Origin of the sequence: Kosakonia sp. (assembly GCF_032052965.1) — a bacterium.
In the GTDB taxonomy this organism is placed as follows: domain Bacteria; phylum Pseudomonadota; class Gammaproteobacteria; order Enterobacterales; family Enterobacteriaceae; genus Kosakonia.
On sequence record NZ_DAMBVN010000022.1, the window covers coordinates 34,644 to 51,966 of the forward strand.

Below are 17,323 nucleotides of genomic sequence, written 5' to 3' on the forward strand. Positions count from 1 at the left end.
GCATCGGTTAATGAAACAAGCACTTATTCTACCATGCAAGAACGTAACGACCAGTAGCGTGCCCGTACTTCTGCGTCGCCTGACAGGGTTAATTTCGCCGGATGCTCAGGGAAGTAGCGGCTGCTCATCACACCTTCGCCATCGTTAATAAAGATCTCAACGCTGGAGTGATCGCACAGAATCTGCAATTTCCGGGTATTACCGCACCAGTAGCGGTACAACCACTCGCCCGTTTCGAGGCTACGACGCGCAAGACGCAGTTCGTCCTGGTGCCACTGCAGTATCAGCGTACCGGCAAAATCCAGCGTCACCCCGGCGTCGCACTCCAGCACCAGTTCAAGACGTTGTGCATCCAGCGCGGGCAGGCGATCGGCCGTGCCCTGCCAGCTCTGCTCTTCACCGCGCAGCGCCTGCAACTCAACAATCGGCTGTTGCAAAAGTTTGCCATCGCGAGAGGTGAGTTCGCGCAGGCAGGTCATTTGGTGGATCCAGCCATTGGCGACGGTAGGTTGCAGCATCTCTTCGCCATCCGGTACCCCCATCCAGCCCACCAGCAGGCGACGCCCGTCTGCAGTCAGGGTGGTTTGCGGGGCATAAAACTCAAACCCACTGTCCAGCTCGCTAAACCCGCCGTGCAGGTAGCGCGCGTTGGCGTAATCCAGTTGGCCGCTCAGGTAGGCGCTCGGATAGGTATTCAGCCAGCGCTTCTCTTCCCGTGCCAGACCCTGCGGGCAGCAGATAAGAAATGTGTGGTCGTCGAGGGCGAACATGTCCGGGCATTCCCACATATAACCCGCTGCATCCAGACCGCCGAGTCCGCTTCCGGCGACTTCGCCCAGGTTCTGCCAGTTCCATAAATTTTCGGAACGCAGCAGCAGCACCTTACCTTGCAATTGCAGATCCTGCGCCCCCAGCACCATGTACCAGTACTCGCCATGCCGCCAGACTTTGGGATCGCGCACATGCCCGGTATAGCCATGCGGTAAGGGGAGCGCCGGGCCAAGCTTATCGAAGCCGCCTTCGCTGTTTTGCACCGCCAGACATTGCCAGGCGGTACGCGTACCGTCATCAAACTTCACATTGCCGGTGTAGCAGAGTGTCAGCACACCGTTATTATCCACCGCGCTGCCCGAGTAGCAGCCGCTGCGGTCATACTCTTGATCCGGCAACAGCGCCACCGGTTCATGCTGCCAGTGCAGCAGATCGTCCGAACTCCAGTGCGCCCAGCCTTTGTGCAGGTGCTGGCAGCCCAGCGCATTCCACTGGTAAAAAAGGTGGTAACGCCCGCCAAAGTGAATGAAACCGTTCGGATCGTTGAGCAGCCCGGTGGTGGGCGCAAGGTGCCAGCCGGGGTAATGGCTGTCTTTTAGCGCCCTGGGCTGGCCTTTCATCACTGCCTGTAACATGGCAGGGAGCAGGTTTTTTTCAGCCATTATTCAGAGTCCGTTTTGTATTTCAGCAGGTATGAGAGCACAAAGGCGACGCTAAATGCGATAACCATGCCGATGGCATAATTAAGCAGCGAGCTGGCCTGCACAATCGCCATGCCCGGAATGCCGGTCAGGCCGACAGCAGTCATATAAACATGCACAGACACCACCCAGGCCCCGCCCACGGCTCCGCCCACCAGCGCAGCAATAAACGGTTTAACAAAGCGCAGGTTGATACCGAAAATCGCAGCTTCGGTAATGCCGAGCAGGGCAGAGAACGCCGACGGCAGGGTGATCGCTTTGATTTTCGCATCTTTGGTTTTAAACCACACGGCCAGGCAGGCGCCGCCCTGAGCAACGTTCGCCATCGCCCAGATCGGTAACAGGAAGTTTACGCCGATTGAGGGATTACCCAATAGCCCGGCTTCAATAGCGTGGAAGCTGTGATGCACGCCGGTGATGACAATCACTGAATAGAGCCCGCCAAACAGCAACCCGGCCAGCCAGCCGGCATGGGCGATCAGCGTGCTGAGCACAAAGGAGATGCCGTCGCCCAGCGCACGTCCGGCGGGGCCGATAATCAGCATGGCGATGAAACCGGAGATGATCACCGTCAGGAATGGCGTCAGGATCAGATCCAGCGCATCCGGGATCACACGACGCAGTTGCTTCTCCAGCACGCTCATAAACCACACTGCCAGCAGGACCGGAAAAACGGTGCCCTGGTAGCCAATCATCGCCACTTCAATGCCGAAGAAATTCATGGTGTGGAAACCAGCCGCCACCCCCCAGGCGTTGGTCAGCGCCGGGTGAGTCAGAATGCCGCCCAGCGTTGCGCCTAGGTACGGGTTACCGCCGAACTCACGGGCAGCGGTAAAACCAATCAGGATCGGCAGAATGATAAACGCCGCCGAACTGAACATGTCGAGCATGATATAGAGTGCGTTATCCGGGTTGACCCAACCGTAGGTTTTCACCATACCCAGCAGGCCCATTAACAGACCAGAAGCGACAATCGCCGGAATAATCGGTACGAAAATATTCGACAACAAACGGGCGATACGCTGGAACGGGTTCAGCTTACGTGCGGCGATATCGGCGGCTTCTGACTTACTGGTTTCGCTGATCCCCGCTTCGGCAATAAACGCCGCGTAGACTTTGTTGACGACGCCGGTACCAAAGATAATCTGCAACTGTCCGGCGTTACGAAAACAGCCTTTTACGCCGTCCACTTTGCCGATGGCGGCGGTGTCCGCTTTGGCATCCTCGACCAGCACCAGGCGCAGACGCGTGGCGCAGTGCGCGGCGCTGGCGATATTCTCCTTGCCACCCAGTAACGGCAGTAGCGACCGGGAAATTTGTGCAAAATCCATAAAAACCTCTGTCTTATCGTTTTTGTGGTGTCAACCAGGCGAGAGACGGCTCCTGCACCCCGCAGGAGCCAGCCTCATCAGAACCAGGTTTCCATTTGTACGCCGAAGTTCCATTCGCCGCCGGCTTTGAAGCCGTTGCTGCCAAAGGCATCATCGCTGGCATACTTATCCAGACGGTGATCCCAGTCCATCCAGGTGGCGAAGAGGCGAATTTCCGGACGTTTCAGGAATTCACCCACATCGCTGGCTTTCAGCGTCGGGGCGACGGTGAGTTTGTAGAAGCTGCCGCTCACGGCGTTACGGCTGTTATAGCCTTCCGGGCGTAGATCCATGTACTGATAGCTACCTTCGTACTGCATTTCGAAGTTTTCAGTAATGCCCTGAATCAGGCGCAGGTTAGCAGTCGCCCACTGGTAGCTGTCGCCTTTGACGTAGCGATCTTTACTGCTCTGCGCCAGCAGTGCCGGCGCAATATGCCAGCCACCGCCCAGCGGGGTAATGCCGTAGCTCGCCAGGCGCCAGGTGTTGGCATCCGACAGCAACGCGCCATCAGAACCGATAGATTTCACCTCTGCGCCCAGGCCGTGACCGTAAAGCAGCGCGGTCTTCGCTGACCCCTCGCGCAGGCCGTAGAAGCTGTCGTTATGCAAGCCGAGCAGGGCATGTACACCGGTGTTGGCCGCATCTCCTTTCACTTTGTTGCCGTCCAAATCCAGACGATCGTCGTTATCTTTGGCACGCATACCGCTGACCATCAACTGTACCGGGCCGTAGAAGTTGTTCAACGACAGAATATAGTTTTGCGCGGTGTTTTCGCTGTTCTCAATATCGCCAAATGTGCGGCCATACACCGAGATGTTACTGCGGGCATTATCGCTCCACTTCATGTCATAAACACCCGCCCCTGTCCCGGCGAGGAAGACGACATCGGAGTCAATCCAGTGGATGTCGAAGTTATCCCTGTCGAAGCGTTTACCTGCCCAGACGGTGGAGTCTTTAAACGCACCGCTAAAGCTGGGCAGGTGGCCGATTTCGGTGAAAGCCTGGCGCAGGTTGAGATCGCTGGAGGAGGCCGTCCAGTCGTTGTAGGTTTTCTGGCCGTCGGCGAGCATCACCTTAAAGCGGGTAGTCGCTCCGTTGGCCAGGGTCTGTTTATGTTCGAGGTTCATCTCCACATAGGTATCCGGCTCGTTACCGAGACGACCTACGTGACCGCCGGTTTCTCCTGCGGGCGTGACCGTTGGACCGCCCTGGGTTTTGGCGGCGGAGTTGTTCATCAGCAGGCCTGAACGTGCATAGCCGTGAAATTCAAAGCCGCCTTCGTCACTGGATTTCTGCTCCAGTTTCGCAGTGCGCTGCTCCACTTGTGTAGTGGTGGTTTGCGTTTTTTGCTGTGCGGCAGCCAGTTGCTGCGCCTGTTTTTCTGCAGCCTGTGCGCGGGTTTCAGCGGCACTCGCGCGCTGCTCTGCTGCCTGCAAGCGCTGTTCCAGCGCCGCCAGGCGCGCTTCAATACTGCTCGTGCTGGGATCGGCGGCCCAGGCAGAGCCAGAACTTAAAATCAAACCAAGGGTTATTGCGAGCGTGCTTTTTTTCATCGTTTTGCATCCCTAAGGAAGAGCCATCATCACAGAGTTATTTTGCTAAACCGGTTTAGGTTGCAAATCATAATCACGGTGAAATTACCGAGGCAATCAAATTTGCTAAACCGGTTTAGTGAATGTGAGACGGCTCGCAAAACGAAGCGATACGCCCGGTAAATTCAGGCCAATTGCTCAGTAAGCTGATGAGGGTAAGGCAGGGCTGTCATCGCTCCTTTTGCGGTGGTGGCCAGTGCGCCGCAGGTTTGAGCCGTCTCCAGCCGCTGCGTCAGCGTCGTTTCGCTATCCGGCAGGCCATACGCCGCCAGCCCCCACAGCAAACCCGCGACAAAGGCATCGCCCGCGCCAGTAGTATCGACACTGACTACCGGTACCGTTGGGTAGTGGTACGGTTTGCCGTTGTGCCAGGCCAGTACGCCATCTTTACCCTGCGTCACCAGCACGAGCGGGATAGCATACTGTTCGGCCAGTGTCTGCATGCCGTGTTCGATGTGCGTGGAGCCGCTGAAAAAGAGCAGCTCCTCTTCGGAAAGTTTCACCACATCGGCCAGCGCGAAAGCGCGCGTCAGGCACTGGCGAAGCAGGGCCGGGTCTGACCACAGGTCGTGGCGGATATTGGGGTCGAAACTGACAAAGCCACCCGCTTTGCGGATGCGCTCCATGGCGCTGAAGGTCGTGCTGCGCGACGGTTCTGCCGCCAGTGCAATTGAGCAGCAGTGCAGCCACTCCCCGGCATGAAAGGCGGGTAAATCCTGTGTCTCAAGGAACAGATCGGCGCTGGGGCGCACCATAAACGTAAAAGAACGCTCGCCTTCATCGTCCAGTGCAACCACCACTGTCGAGGTGCGCTGCGCCGGATCGGTGACCATAAAGTCGGTGTTTACCTGTTCGCTGGCCAGCGTGTGTTGCATAAAGCGACCGAAGGGATCATCCCCGACGCGGCCAATAAACCCACTGTTTCCCTGTAAACGCGCCACGCCGACGGCGACATTCGCCGGTGCGCCACCAGGGCATTGCATCAGGCGTCCTGCCCCTTCCGGCAGTAAATCCACCACGGCGTCTCCCAGACACCAGACTCGAGCTGACATGCTATTCTCCCGATAAAAAGTATTGCTAAAAATTAACTAAAACGGTTTAGCAAATCAATGTCGTTCTCTGCTTTCTGCGTAACATCTTTAAGTTGTCATCTTTTTTATGCATGCTGAACGTCTGTTTATCAACCAAATGGAGGGGCATATGTCGCAACCGCTTTATGTTTTCGATCTCGATAACACCTTGATTCACGGCGACAGCAGCACACTCTGGAGTCGCTACCTGGTGCAGGAAGGCTTTGTCATTAACCCGGACTATCTGCTGCATGAAGAGCGGATGATGCAGGATTACGCTCGCGGCGAAATGGATCTGCATGAGTATGTGGCATTAACGCTGTCGCCGCTGGCCGATATTCCTGTCGCGCTGGTGGATCGTATGGTTGCGCTGTGCATTGAAAAAGAGATAGCTCCGCGCATTTACCCTCAGGCACGGGCGCTGATTGAGCGGTTACGGGCGCAGCAGCAACCGATGCTGATTATCTCGGCATCGGTGGGTTTACTGGTGAAAGCTATCGCTCCGGTGCTGGGGATTGAGCACGCCATTGGCGTGGAAGTGAAAACCGATAACGGGCGTTACACCGGCGTGATTGACGGGACACCGAGCTACCAGCAAGGCAAAATCGCCTGTCTCGAGGACTTTCTAGCACGTCATCCACAATATGGCGGGCCGCTGACGTTTTATACGGATTCAATCAACGACCTGCCGTTGTGTGAGCGTGCCGATCACGTTTACCTGGTGAATCCATGCCAGAAGCTGGCAGCGCAGGGCGCGCAGCGCCACTGGCCGGTGCTCAACTGGCAGCTTACTCCGGTTTAAATAACGCGATTGATTTACCGGTAATGTAGCGTCGGCGCAGCCAGGCTGACGCGGCATCCATCAGCATGACTACGGCCACGAGGATCACGGTGATAAACATCACCACATCCCAGTTCCATAAGCGCATGTTTTCGGCATAAATCAGCCCGATCCCCCCCGCGCCAACAAACCCCAGTACCGCAGCCGAACGGGTGTTGGACTCAATCTGATACAGACTCAGCGCGAGAAAAGTCGGAAAAGATTGGGTAAACGTACTGAACCGGTGCTTCTGTAAACCGCCCGCGCCGACTGCCGTCAACCCACGCCCGGGGGCGCGATCCACTGCTTCGTGGCTTTCCGCATACAGGCGACCCAGTAATCCGGTGTCCTGCATAATGATCGCCAGCACCCCGGCGAGCGGCCCCAGCCCGACAGCCCGCACGAAAATCAGCCCCCAAATCGCCATATCAACTCCGCGCAGGATGTCGAATAAACGGCGCATGAAAAATGCCACCGTCGCCAGCACGCCGCCTTTCATAATGTTGCGTGCGGCGAGGAACGACAGCAGCAGGGCAAACACCGTGGCGGTTAAGGTTCCGGCGAAAACAATCGCCAGCGTAATGCCAATTTGCGTGAAGTAGTAGGCAAAGGGCCAGTTGAGGAAATCATGCCAGACGAACATGCGCAAAATGTAGCGCCCAATCTGCTGCATACCGTTGAGTGCCTGATCAACTGGAATGCCAAACTGCATAAAGAACCAAAGATAATAAAGCGCGACCGCCAGTGCGATCAGCGCGAGACGGCGCAGGTAACGCCCCTGGGCCTGGAACAGGTTTTTATTCAATTTACGGCTCAGCGCCACGTTCGGTACGGTTTGCCAGCTTGTCATTTTTTGCCCTCCAGTACCCACTGACGCAAACGGCCAGAGAGCGTATCCAGTACCGACACCACAATAATGATCAACAGCAGTGTGATGCTGACCTGGTCATAACGGTCGAGCTTGATATTGGTCATCAGTTCCTGGCCGATACCGCCCGCGCCAACCAGCCCCAGAATGGTAGAGGAGCGGAAGTTAATTTCCAGTCGCATAAAACCGTAAGAGAGGAAAATGGGTTTCACCTGCGGCCACAGGGCAAAGCGGATACGTTGCAGGTGCGTAGCCCCGCAGGCGGCCAGCCCGCGTACCGGTTTATCCTGCGTACTCTCGACCGCTTCGTAAAACAGCTTGGTCAAGCTACCGACCGTGTGCAGCGCCAGCGCCAGGAAACCGGGTATCGCCCCAATGCCAAACGCCATCACAAAAATAACCGCCCACGCCAGTTCTGGCATGGTGCGTAAAAACGCCACCAGTGCGCGAATAGCAAAACGCACGGCAGGGGGCGACCAGGTATTACCCGCCGCCAGAAACGCCAGCACCCCAGCCACGACGAAGGAGAGTAACGTGGCGGCCAGCGCCAGTTGCAGCGTTTCCCAGATAAGCGGCAACTGGATCGGCAGACGGTATCCCCAGTAAGCCAGCGACCCTTTGGTGTGGCTGTCGGCAAACAGCACCGGCCAGTGCAGCGTCGGCACGGTTTCCAGCATGTAATCCATAAAGTTCGGTAGCGAGTGCCAGATGGTGGCGAGGTTAAACTCCGCTGCCTGGCCGGCGGCGTAATAGAGCGCCAGCAGCAGCAAAGACCAGGTCACGGTATCGCGCTTCTGGCGCATTCTGACCTGCTGGTAGTAGTGCTCAAACTGCATATTCGACATGTTCATGCGTTGCGGTCGATCCTGATGACAATCGAATAAAAGCCCCTGTTTTTTACGCAGGGGCTGGCGAAAGAGAGAAACCGTGAATTAGCGGGCGGTAACCAGCTCGCGTTTCATCTCAATAATCTGCTTATAGTCGTCAACACTGCCGGGGCCGATATGCTGGGTGCCGCCCATTGCTTTTACAAAACAGGCGTGGTTTTCAGTATCCAGTTTCTTAATGGCGGTAACGACTTTGGCTTTAAAATCTGCCGGCAGGCTGTTGCTCACCAGGATCGGGCCGTTCGGGATCAGCGGCGATTCCCAGATAATACGGATCTCTTTCATCAGGTTCGGGTGATCCATACGGATCAAGCGGTTAAATGCCCCAACGCTGTAGCCGCTATCGTAATCACCGACCATCGACGTCCAGGTCACCGCCCCTTCGAACTGGCCGTTCAGCACGCCCAGAATGTCCTGCTCATGGCCTCCGGAGAAGGTAACGCTGGAGAAGAAGTTATTGTATTTATTGTCAGGGTTGCCGCCGAACTTCTGTTTAAACGCGTAGTTCGGGATCAGATAACCGGAAGTGGAGTCCGGGTCGGCGAAGCCAAATGCTTTGCCTTTCAGATCTTCCAGTTTTTTGTAGGGGCTGTCGGCTTTGACGATCACTACCGAGTGGTAACCACGGGATTTATCTTTGTCATCAACCGCGATACCGACGATATCAACGGCTTTCGGGTTGTTGATATAAACAGAAGCATAAGACGAGGGCGACATGCTCAGCACCACGTCGACTTTGCCCCCCAGCAGCCCCTGGATAACGCCAGAGTAGTCAGACGAGTTGCGCAGTTTGGTATCCACGCTCAGTTCTTTATCGAGAAACGTTTTCACACACTGGTTATCGCCAATCTGTTGGGTCGCATTCTGCCCACCCAGGATCCCCAGATTCAACTCTTTCGGCTGCTCAGCCGCCGGTGCCTGCCACGCCAGCAGTAAACCTGTCATCAATGCAGAGAAACGTAATGCACCAGAAATATGCTTTTTCATTGTCATTGCCTGTGTTGTCTCATTGGAAGGAAGAATTAATGCAACTGGCTTATTTCATCGCCATAAAGAACCTGCAACACGTCTTGCGTCAGCCGGGAAGGGTGATCGTCAAAGACAATCCGCCCCTGCGCCACGCCGATTACGCGGGTGCAGTACTCTTTTACCAGCTCGACGGAGTGCAGGTTCACCATCACGCTAATGCCTTGTTCGCTCACTTCCCGCAGTACGCCCATAATGCGCGAGGTGTTTTTGGGATCCAGTGAAGCGACCGGCTCGTCGGCCAGTAAAATTGAGGGGTTCTGGATCAGCGCCCGGCAAATCGCCACGCGCTGCATTTGGCCACCGGAGAGGGTTTCCGCACGCTGCAAGGCATGCGGCAGCATGTTCAGCCACTCAAGCAATGCAATGGCTTTGGCGCGGTCTTCATCGGTGAACACTTTAAACAGGGACTTCAGCGTCGAGGTCTGGCTCAGGCGACCCAGCAGGACATTGGTCAACACATCGAGACGCGGCACCAGGCAGAAGTCCTGAAAAATCATGCCGCACTGTCTGCGCCACTGGTTAAGTGCGCGGCCTTTCAGGTGTGCGACATCACGGGGCGTCCCCACTTCCGGGAAGCTGAGGATCTCGCCAGACGTGGCGCTGTGGGTGCCGTTCAGTACGTGCAGCAGGGTGGACTTGCCCGCGCCGGAGCGGCCAATCACGCCGACCATTTCACCGCGGTGCAAATCAAAACTGATGTCGTGCAGCACCGTCTGGTGCACGTTATAGGCTTTACGCAGGTTTTGCACGCTCAGCACTTTTTGTTTCGGCACCGTGTTGAAGGTTTGCACAGACGAAAAGTGGTCTTCAGAGATTTCTGCCAATGCGCTGTTCATAGGTCTTCCGGTTTTTTCAGTAAACTGGCGACCATTAAGGGGACAGGGGATGATCGTTTTATGACGAAAAGACGAACAAATAATGAACGTCACGGTGTCGTAACGCAGGCAGGCACGTCGGGGTTATTTTCTGTATTCGATAGAAAGATATTTTCGTAAGCCGGGTGAACGCGTTACTCCCGGCGGATCGGAAAAGAAAGGCAACCGCAGTCGCGGCGTAGAGGCTATTTTCACCACCCATTCGCCCTCGCCAAGAAAACGAAAGCGGATATGCGCAGCGTCGACAATCAAATTCTCGAAAAAGCCCGTCGCCCACATCTGGCCAATATGCACTATCTCCAGCACGCCGTGGCGGATATCAATGAGCGCAATGGTCAGAGACTCTTCATATATAACGTCATCGGTCAGACACAGCAGATAGCGAGTGTCATCAACCTGGATTGCCGCTTCGAGCAACAGACCGGGAACGGTAATGTTTGTGACCTCCTCGGCGATCAATACTGCCGATTGGGCTTGCCGGAAGTCAGTAGCATCGCGCGTAGTAACAAGTGAGACGTTATTGGCTTTACGCATTCTTTATTCCATTTCCGATAAGCGACGAGCTTCAGAATATTCTCATCAGGAGCTCCGATAAAGCGAGTATGCTGTACCTTTTTATGACTATTAACGACGCCCCGCCGTTGTTTTTAAAGCGTGTACGAGTCCGGAGATAATAAGATGGAATTTGACTGGAGGTATATTCTTTATCTTTTTTTTGCTGTGGTGGTTATCCTCATCATGAAGGGCTTTTATGCTTCCTTTGGGCGCTACATCAAACAGATGTTTGTTGAAGCTCAGGTAATGAAGATCGGTATCGGCGTCAATGCGGATATTATCCACCGAAGCAAAACAGCGTTGATAGACGCAGATATGCCAGTGTACCGGCTCACGGTAAAATTCAAAACTCGCGAAGGTGTCGAAGTACAATCAAGCATAGACAGGGCGCTGGATATGGAGGGGTTTACGCGTTATGCGCCAGGCAATGGGGTGGCGTTAAAGTATGATCCGAAAAACCCAAAGCGCATTGCTTTATATGATAATGACAGGCCCCTGATCCTGGGCGATTAATCCCCGAACGATATCTTTCATGGAGGGCGCATGGAATTGGGCTGGATAGTTCTGTTCTTACTCTTCTTTGGCCTGTTGATCGCGTTTGTGCTTCGCCAGGCGATTTCGATGATTATGCCGGGTTTTCGGCAATTCAGAATGGAATCCGCCGTGCTTAAAAGCGGTATTGGCGTGAATGCGGAAATCATTCACCGCAGCAAGACCGGGATGATTGACGGTGAAGATCCGGTGTATCGCCTGACCTTTAAATTTATTACCCGCGAAGGCGTCGAGGTACAGTCGAGCCTGGAACGGGCGCTGGACAGGGACAGTTTTATACGGTACACCCCGGGTCATGTTGCAGCACTGAAATACGATCCTGCTGATCCAAAACGCATTGCGTTATATCGCCACGATCGACCGCTGATTTTGGGCGAATAATCGTTATCGTATAACGGTAGAAAACGAGAACAGAGATATGGACATTATTCAGGTCATTTTCATGATTGGGCTCGCCGCAGTGCTGCTGTTTGGGCTTTACAAGTTAGCGCGTTGGATCCGCCAGCTGTGTATTGACGCGCATGTGCACAAACATGGCATTGGCGCGAATGCCGATATTATTGCCCTTAAGCGCACCAACTGGATGGACAGGCGCACTGTCTACTGTGAACTGGTATTGCGTTTCAGAACCCGAGAAGGGCTGGTGGTGCAGGCGAGCGTGTTTGAGCATCTGACCAGCAGTGAAATTGTGCGGTTTGCCGAGGGCAACGGCACGACCGTGAAGTACGATCCGCAAAACCCGCAGCACATTATCTTATATGACCGTCCGTTAATTTTAGGGGATTAACCCCGCCGTACCCTTCGCCGTAACCGCGCCTGTCACGCCTTTCGCACTCTCCTGGCGTGCGATTCACGCTGTTTTTCCCCGTCATCCGGCGCGTTAAGGCGCTTTATGTCCTCGCACTGCAACAGCCTGAATTTTAATTACGCCAGCGTCACAAAAGTGGGAAAAAACAAGCCACTGCGTTGCATCAGGCGGATCACAGACTATATGTTAAATTTGTGTTTAAAAAATGATACCGAGGGATTGTTCATGGATAAGAAAACAGATGTTCTGGTCGCTGCGCTGGCTCTGCTTTTTTCCGGCACTGCGCTGGCTGCGGTACCGCAGGGCTACCCGGCGGATTACCAAAAAATTATTGATGCCGGTACCAAAGAGGGCAAGGTCGTTATTTATTCCACCACGGATACCAAAGCCGCAGGGCCGCTGATCAAGGGCTTTGAGGCGCAATATCCGGGCATTAAAGTTGAATATAACGACATGAACAGTACCGAACTCTACAACCGTTATTTGAGCGAGCAGGCTTCTGGCGGCGGCAGCGGCGATGTGGTGTGGAGCTCGTCGATGGACACCGCATTAAAACTGGCGACGGATTACGCCGATGAATATGCCTCCCCGGAAGTGGGCAAATTACCCAAATGGGCGGTGTGGCAGAATAAAGCCTATGGCACCACCTATGAACCGGTGGTGTTTATTTACAATAAACGCTTGATCCCACAGGGCGATGTCCCGGACTCGCACGCCGCGCTGGCAAAATTAATCGCTGGTCAGGCCGACAAGTTTAAAAACAAAGTCACGACGTACGATATTGAAAAATCCGGGCTGGGTTTCATGCTGGCGGTGGAAGATCGTAAATTCGATAAAGAGTACTTTACCCGCCTGGCGGACGTGGCGAAGGGCGGACTCACGGTGCAGTCTTCTACCGGTACCATGATGGAGCGCGTCTCCTCCGGCGAAAACCTGATCGGCTATAACATCCTCGGCTCTTACGCTGAAGCGCGGGCGAAAGGGGATAATTCACTGGGTATTGCCTACCCGAAAGATTACATCCTGGTGCTTTCCCGCGTGTCGTTTATCAGCGCCGAAGCGGAACACAGCAATGCTGCCAAACTGTGGTTTGATTATGTGCTCTCCGAAAAAGGGCAAAGCATTCTGGCAAACCAGGCTGACATTCCCTCTCTGCGTAACGACATAGAAGGCAAGAACGATATTGATGGCATGACCAAAATGCTCGGCGATGCGCTGAAGCCTATCCATGTGGATGAGTCGCTGCTGGAGTATCTGGAACCGAAAAAGCGTCTGGAATTTATTAAACAATGGCGTGCGGCTGCCGCCAAATAATGGCCGTACGGGTGGCGCGTTCCGTTAGCGCGCCCCCTTTTCATCGCCTGACTGGTTTGCCGGAAAGACCTGACCAAAGGGATGACCAATGAATACATTGCGCAGAAAGTGGCAGGGGGTGCCGCGTGGCGTGATCGTGCTGATCACCGCGTTGGTTATTTATATTCCGCTGTTATTTATTGTGGTGCAGAGTTTTCTCTCCGCGCCGTTTTTTGCCCGCTCAAAAGAGCTGAGTCTCGAATCCTTCGCCTTTATTTTTACCGATCCTGATTTTTTCCTCGCCCTGAAGTCCGGGTTTATTCTGGCATTTGGCCTGGTGTTTATTGCCATTCCGCTCGGCGGCATCCTTGCATTTTTAATGGTGCGCACCGATTTACCCGGGCGTCGCTTTATTGAGCCGCTGATCCTCGTGCCGATCTTCGTTTCGCCAATGGTGCTGGGGTTTGGTTATGTGGTGGCTGCCGGACCGGTGGGCTTCTTTTCGCGCTGGGCGGAGGAGCTTATCGGTTTTGTGCCCTGGAACATTTACTCAATGTTCAGCATTGTGGTGATTGCCGGGCTGACCCACGTGCCCCATGCGTATCTCTATATCTCGTCGGCGCTGCGAAGCGTCAGTTCGGATGTGGAAGAAGCCGCCCGAACGGTTGGCGCTTCGCCGCTGCAGGTGATGACAGCCGTGAGCCTGCCGATGGTACGCCCGTCGATTTTGTACGCCTGCGTGCTGTTGTTTTTCCTCGGGCTTGAAGTGTTTGGCCTGATGCTGGTGCTCGGCGATCCCGAAGGCAACATGGTGCTGGCGACTTATCTCTACAAGCTGACCAATAAACTCGGCACCCCGTCCTATCACCTGATGGCAGCGGTTGCTGTGGTGCTCATCTGCATCACCATTCCGCTGGTCATGCTGCAACGCCGCCTGATGCGTACTGCTAACCGCTTTGTCACCATGAAAGGCAAAGCTTCGCAGGCGCGGGCATTGCCGCTGGGGAAATGGCGCTGGGTCGCCGGTGCAGTGGTGGTGGCCTGGCTGACGGTCACTATTGGCGTGCCGCTGATTGGCGTGGTACTGCGGGCGTTTATTTCGAACTGGGGAGTAGGCGTTTCGTTGTGGGACGAAGTTTCGCTGGATACGTTCCGCAATATCTGGCAGCAGCCCAATTTACTGCGCGCGATTGTTAACTCAATGGCGATTGGTGTGTTTGGCGGTGCGCTGGCGGTCGTTTGCTATCTGTTTGTTGGCATTGCCATGCACCGTAAACAGGATCATGTCACGCGCTTCCTGGATTACAGCGTGCTGGTACCGCGCGCAGTACCTGGGTTGCTGGCCGGGCTGGCATTTTTGTGGGTGTTCCTGTTTCTGCCGATGTGGCTCGATCAGTCGCTGAAGAACGGCTGGCTGTCGTCATTACCGGTGGCGGAGTGGCTGCGGGAAAACCTGATTGTCTGGCTGCGTTCACTGCGTAACACCATCTTTAGCGTGTGGCTGGCCTACACCGTGGTGTGGATGGCCTACGGCCTGCGGCTGATCTCGTCGACCTTATTGCAGGTGGGGCCGGAACTGGAAGAGGCGGCGCGCAGCACCGGGGCAACCAGCGGCCAGGTCACCCGCCATGTTACGGTACCGCTGTCGCGTTATGGCCTGATTGGCTCCTGGCTGTTGATGTTCCTGATTTTTGAGCGCGAATACTCCACCGGGGTGTATCTGCTGTCGCCTGGCACGGAAACCATCGGCTCGATGCTGGTGTCGCTGTGGGCGGCGGGGGCAATTGATATTGTCGCCGCGCTGTCATTTATCAATATTCTTCTGGTGGTCATTGGTCTTGGTGTGGCCCTGCGCTTTGGAGTGAAATTACATGATTGAGCTATCGGTAGAGGATCTGCATCTGACCTACGGTGATAACCCGGTGCTGAAAGGGGTATCAATGGAGTTAAAGCGCGGTGAGGTGGTGTCGCTCCTTGGCCCTTCTGGCAGCGGCAAAACCACGTTATTACGCGCGGTGGCCGGGCTGGAAAAGCCAGGCCAGGGGCGGATTACCATCGGCAGTAACATTGTTTACGACGGCACGCCGCGCAGTGAGATCCCGGCAGAAGAGCGCAACCTTGGGCTGGTATTTCAGTCTTACGCCTTGTGGCCGCACAAAACGGTTTTTGAGAATGTGGCCTATCCGCTGAAGCTGCGAAAAGTGCCGTCGGCTGAAATTACCCAACGGACGCAGACGGTGCTCGACCAGTTAGGGCTGGGGCATCTGGGCAAGCGTCACCCGCATCAGCTTTCCGGTGGGCAGCAGCAGCGTGTCGCCATTGGTCGCGCGCTGGTCTATAACCCGCCGGTGATCCTGCTCGACGAACCGCTCTCTAACCTCGACGCCAAATTACGTGAAGAAGCGCGCGTCTTTTTACGTGAACTGATCATCCGGCTGGGGCTGTCGGCGCTGATGGTGACGCACGATCAGAACGAAGCGATGGCGATTTCGGATCGCATCCTGCTGTTGAACAACGGTGTGATTGAACAGCAGGGTACACCGCAGGAGATGTACGGTTCGCCGTCGACGCTGTTTACCGCCGAGTTTATGGGTAGCAACAACCGGCTACACGGCAAAGTGACGGATGTCTCGAATGGCAGGGCGCGCATTGAAGGGGCGAAGTGGTCATTGTGGGGCCTGGCCGGAACTGGCGTGACAGTGGGTCAGGAGGCAACGGCAGTGATCCGTGTCGAAAACCTGCGGCTGGTGGACGCACCGCAGGATAATTCGATGGAACTGCCAATGCTGACCAGCATGTATCTTGGCGATCGCTGGGAATATTTGTTCCGCACCGCGGGCGATGACTTTGTGATCCGCGTTTACGGCACACAGCAACGCAACCCGCAAAACTATCGGGTTGTGCTCCCAGAAGATCAGTTATGGATCTTCCCGAAACGCTAATCTGCCAGGGACACCCACTTGTAGCCCAGCACGATGGTCACAGCCACAATGGTGGCTGTGGCCGCAATATGCATCAGCAAATCTGCCAGGCTGATATGCGTGGGGTGGCATAATGACAGAAGCGTGAGCGCCATGCAGGCCACGCCCGTGCCTGCTGCACCGAGGCTGCGTGCGGGGAATAACGTGCGGGTGCGGCGCAAATAGCCAATCACCAGCGCCACCATCGGCGCACTGACGACCACCATAAACAGGTAACAGTTCGTTTCCTCCTCGTGGCCTGCAATCCGTGGCGCATGATGCAGATGCAGGTTCAGCAGCGTGCTGACTAGCCAGAGGCTGGCCAGCATCGCGAACCATTTCCAGCTTAACGGGCGCTGCCCGGCAATACTCAGCAGAAAGGCATTCCGTACCGCCAGCGTACCGGCGCTAAACGTCAGCAGTAATTGCAATATTGACCACACTGCGCCCGCTTGCGACCAGTCGGTATGGGCACGATTAAGCCATACGCTGGCGGCAATCCCACAAGGAAGTGCCGTAGCGATCCAGGCTATCACGCGCCAGTGTGGCAACCACGGCCGCGTTACGGGCGTTATCGCGCGGCCCAGTTTTTCGATTAACAGGTCATGATCGGCCATGATGGGCTCCCAACCGACGAAGATGCGTTAACGCGCGATGCAGCAACGACTTGACGGCGGATACCGTCAGATTATTGCGGCTCGCGGTTTCCGACAGGCTCATCTCGCGCAAATGAACAAGCTCAATCACCTGCCGCTGGCGTGCCGGTAGCTGGTTTAGCAGTGCCGCAAGCTCCTCATGCGAGTGCTGTTGCTCAAGGTAGGTGACATACAGCGGCACCTGGGTAATGTCGCTTTCACCAGACGTCTCCCGCTGCTCGCGCCGCCCGCGTTTACGCAGCGCATCGACGGCGCGAGCCTGCGCAATAGCGACCAGCCACGGCAAAAAAGGCGCAGTAGGATCATAGGTATGGCGGATGCGGTGCACGGTCAGCAGTACATCCTGAATGACATCTTCCACCAGCACCTCATCGGCGATTTGTTTACGCGCCAGCGAGCGGATCACCGGGACCAGCGCTTTAAGCAGCCGGGTGTAGGCCTGCTGATCGCCCGCTTGCGCCAGTGCCATCAGTTGCGGCCATTCATCACGCGCTGCCTGAGCTTTCTCCATAT

Annotated in this window: 18 protein-coding genes; 7 read left to right on the plus strand and 11 right to left on the minus strand. The window is 55.5% G+C overall.

The annotated features are described in order from the left end of the window. Positions 1-23 precede the first annotated feature (23 nt). From RTX30_RS20060 to RTX30_RS20075, 4 genes are all read right to left on the minus strand, one after another. Complete coding sequence (locus tag RTX30_RS20060; protein ID WP_312692103.1) at positions 24-1,433, minus strand: sucrose-6-phosphate hydrolase; 1,410 nt, start codon at positions 1,431-1,433, stop codon at positions 24-26. After that, entirely contained in the window at positions 1,433-2,803 is a 1,371-nt protein-coding gene (locus RTX30_RS20065) for a sucrose-specific PTS transporter subunit IIBC (RefSeq protein ID WP_312692105.1), read from the minus strand. Before RTX30_RS20065 ends, RTX30_RS20060 begins: the two co-directional genes overlap by 1 nt. Before the next feature lie 77 nt (positions 2,804-2,880). Beyond that, positions 2,881-4,398 (minus strand): carbohydrate porin, encoded by a 1,518-nt coding sequence (locus tag RTX30_RS20070; protein ID WP_312692108.1) that lies wholly within the window; start codon positions 4,396-4,398, stop codon positions 2,881-2,883. Positions 4,399-4,562: 164 nt separating this feature from the next. Next, complete coding sequence (locus tag RTX30_RS20075) at positions 4,563-5,489, minus strand: aminoimidazole riboside kinase (RefSeq protein ID WP_312692111.1); 927 nt, start codon at positions 5,487-5,489, stop codon at positions 4,563-4,565. A 148-nt stretch (positions 5,490-5,637) separates the two neighbouring features. Here RTX30_RS20075 and RTX30_RS20080 point away from each other — a divergent pair, with 148 nt between their 5' ends. After that, complete coding sequence (locus tag RTX30_RS20080) at positions 5,638-6,309, plus strand: HAD family hydrolase (RefSeq protein ID WP_312692114.1); 672 nt, start codon at positions 5,638-5,640, stop codon at positions 6,307-6,309. On the opposite strand, the gene phnE (RTX30_RS20085) is transcribed toward RTX30_RS20080, so the two are convergent. The 5 genes from phnE (RTX30_RS20085) to RTX30_RS20105 all read right to left on the minus strand — a co-directional run bounded on the left by phnE (RTX30_RS20085) (position 6,296) and on the right by RTX30_RS20105 (position 10,520). Continuing rightward, positions 6,296-7,177 carry a phosphonate ABC transporter, permease protein PhnE gene (gene phnE / locus RTX30_RS20085; RefSeq protein ID WP_312692117.1) on the minus strand — a complete coding sequence of 294 codons (882 nt, stop codon included), beginning with the start codon at positions 7,175-7,177 and terminating at the stop codon, positions 6,296-6,298. The two genes, RTX30_RS20080 and phnE (RTX30_RS20085), sit on opposite strands and share 14 nt — an antisense overlap. Beyond that, on the minus strand, positions 7,174-8,046 hold the full coding sequence (gene phnE, locus RTX30_RS20090; protein ID WP_312692120.1) for a phosphonate ABC transporter, permease protein PhnE: 873 nt from the start codon (positions 8,044-8,046) through the stop codon (positions 7,174-7,176). Before phnE (RTX30_RS20090) ends, phnE (RTX30_RS20085) begins: the two co-directional genes overlap by 4 nt. 81 nt (positions 8,047-8,127) lie before the next feature. Next, complete coding sequence (gene phnD, locus RTX30_RS20095) at positions 8,128-9,069, minus strand: phosphonate ABC transporter substrate-binding protein (RefSeq protein WP_312692123.1); 942 nt, start codon at positions 9,067-9,069, stop codon at positions 8,128-8,130. Between the two features lie 35 nt (positions 9,070-9,104). Further along, entirely contained in the window at positions 9,105-9,947 is an 843-nt protein-coding gene (phnC, locus tag RTX30_RS20100; protein ID WP_312692126.1) for a phosphonate ABC transporter ATP-binding protein, read from the minus strand. A 123-nt stretch (positions 9,948-10,070) separates the two neighbouring features. Further along, positions 10,071-10,520, minus strand: coding sequence for a hypothetical protein (locus tag RTX30_RS20105; RefSeq protein WP_312692129.1), 450 nt, complete (start codon positions 10,518-10,520; stop codon positions 10,071-10,073). Positions 10,521-10,664: 144 nt separating this feature from the next. Here RTX30_RS20105 and RTX30_RS20110 point away from each other — a divergent pair, with 144 nt between their 5' ends. The 6 genes from RTX30_RS20110 (at position 10,665) to RTX30_RS20135 (ending at position 16,136) form a co-directional block, all read left to right on the plus strand. Then, positions 10,665-11,054, plus strand: a complete 390-nt coding sequence (locus tag RTX30_RS20110; protein WP_312692132.1) for a DUF3592 domain-containing protein — start codon at positions 10,665-10,667, stop codon at positions 11,052-11,054. A 30-nt stretch (positions 11,055-11,084) separates the two neighbouring features. Continuing rightward, positions 11,085-11,474 carry a DUF3592 domain-containing protein gene (locus tag RTX30_RS20115; protein WP_312692135.1) on the plus strand — a complete coding sequence of 130 codons (390 nt, stop codon included), beginning with the start codon at positions 11,085-11,087 and terminating at the stop codon, positions 11,472-11,474. 37 nt (positions 11,475-11,511) lie between these two features. After that, positions 11,512-11,880: a DUF3592 domain-containing protein gene (locus RTX30_RS20120; RefSeq protein WP_312692138.1), complete on the plus strand. Its 369-nt coding sequence runs from the start codon at positions 11,512-11,514 to the stop codon at positions 11,878-11,880. A 246-nt stretch (positions 11,881-12,126) separates the two neighbouring features. After that, positions 12,127-13,215, plus strand: a complete 1,089-nt coding sequence (locus RTX30_RS20125) for an ABC transporter substrate-binding protein (RefSeq protein ID WP_312692140.1) — start codon at positions 12,127-12,129, stop codon at positions 13,213-13,215. A gap of 88 nt (positions 13,216-13,303) precedes the next feature. Then, the gene (locus RTX30_RS20130) at positions 13,304-15,073 is read left to right on the plus strand and encodes an iron ABC transporter permease (protein WP_312692142.1); all 1,770 of its coding nucleotides are present in this window, start codon (positions 13,304-13,306) and stop codon (positions 15,071-15,073) included. Then, the gene (locus RTX30_RS20135) at positions 15,066-16,136 is read left to right on the plus strand and encodes an ABC transporter ATP-binding protein (RefSeq protein ID WP_312692144.1); all 1,071 of its coding nucleotides are present in this window, start codon (positions 15,066-15,068) and stop codon (positions 16,134-16,136) included. Before RTX30_RS20130 ends, RTX30_RS20135 begins: the two co-directional genes overlap by 8 nt. Here RTX30_RS20135 and RTX30_RS20140 read toward each other — a convergent pair. Continuing rightward, positions 16,133-16,771, minus strand: a complete 639-nt coding sequence (locus RTX30_RS20140) for a DUF1109 domain-containing protein (protein WP_312692147.1) — start codon at positions 16,769-16,771, stop codon at positions 16,133-16,135. The genes RTX30_RS20135 and RTX30_RS20140 overlap by 4 nt on opposite strands. After that, positions 16,758-17,321, minus strand: a complete 564-nt coding sequence (locus RTX30_RS20145) for a sigma-70 family RNA polymerase sigma factor (RefSeq protein WP_312692150.1) — start codon at positions 17,319-17,321, stop codon at positions 16,758-16,760. The genes RTX30_RS20140 and RTX30_RS20145 overlap by 14 nt, the downstream gene beginning before the upstream one ends. Positions 17,322-17,323 lie beyond the last annotated feature (2 nt).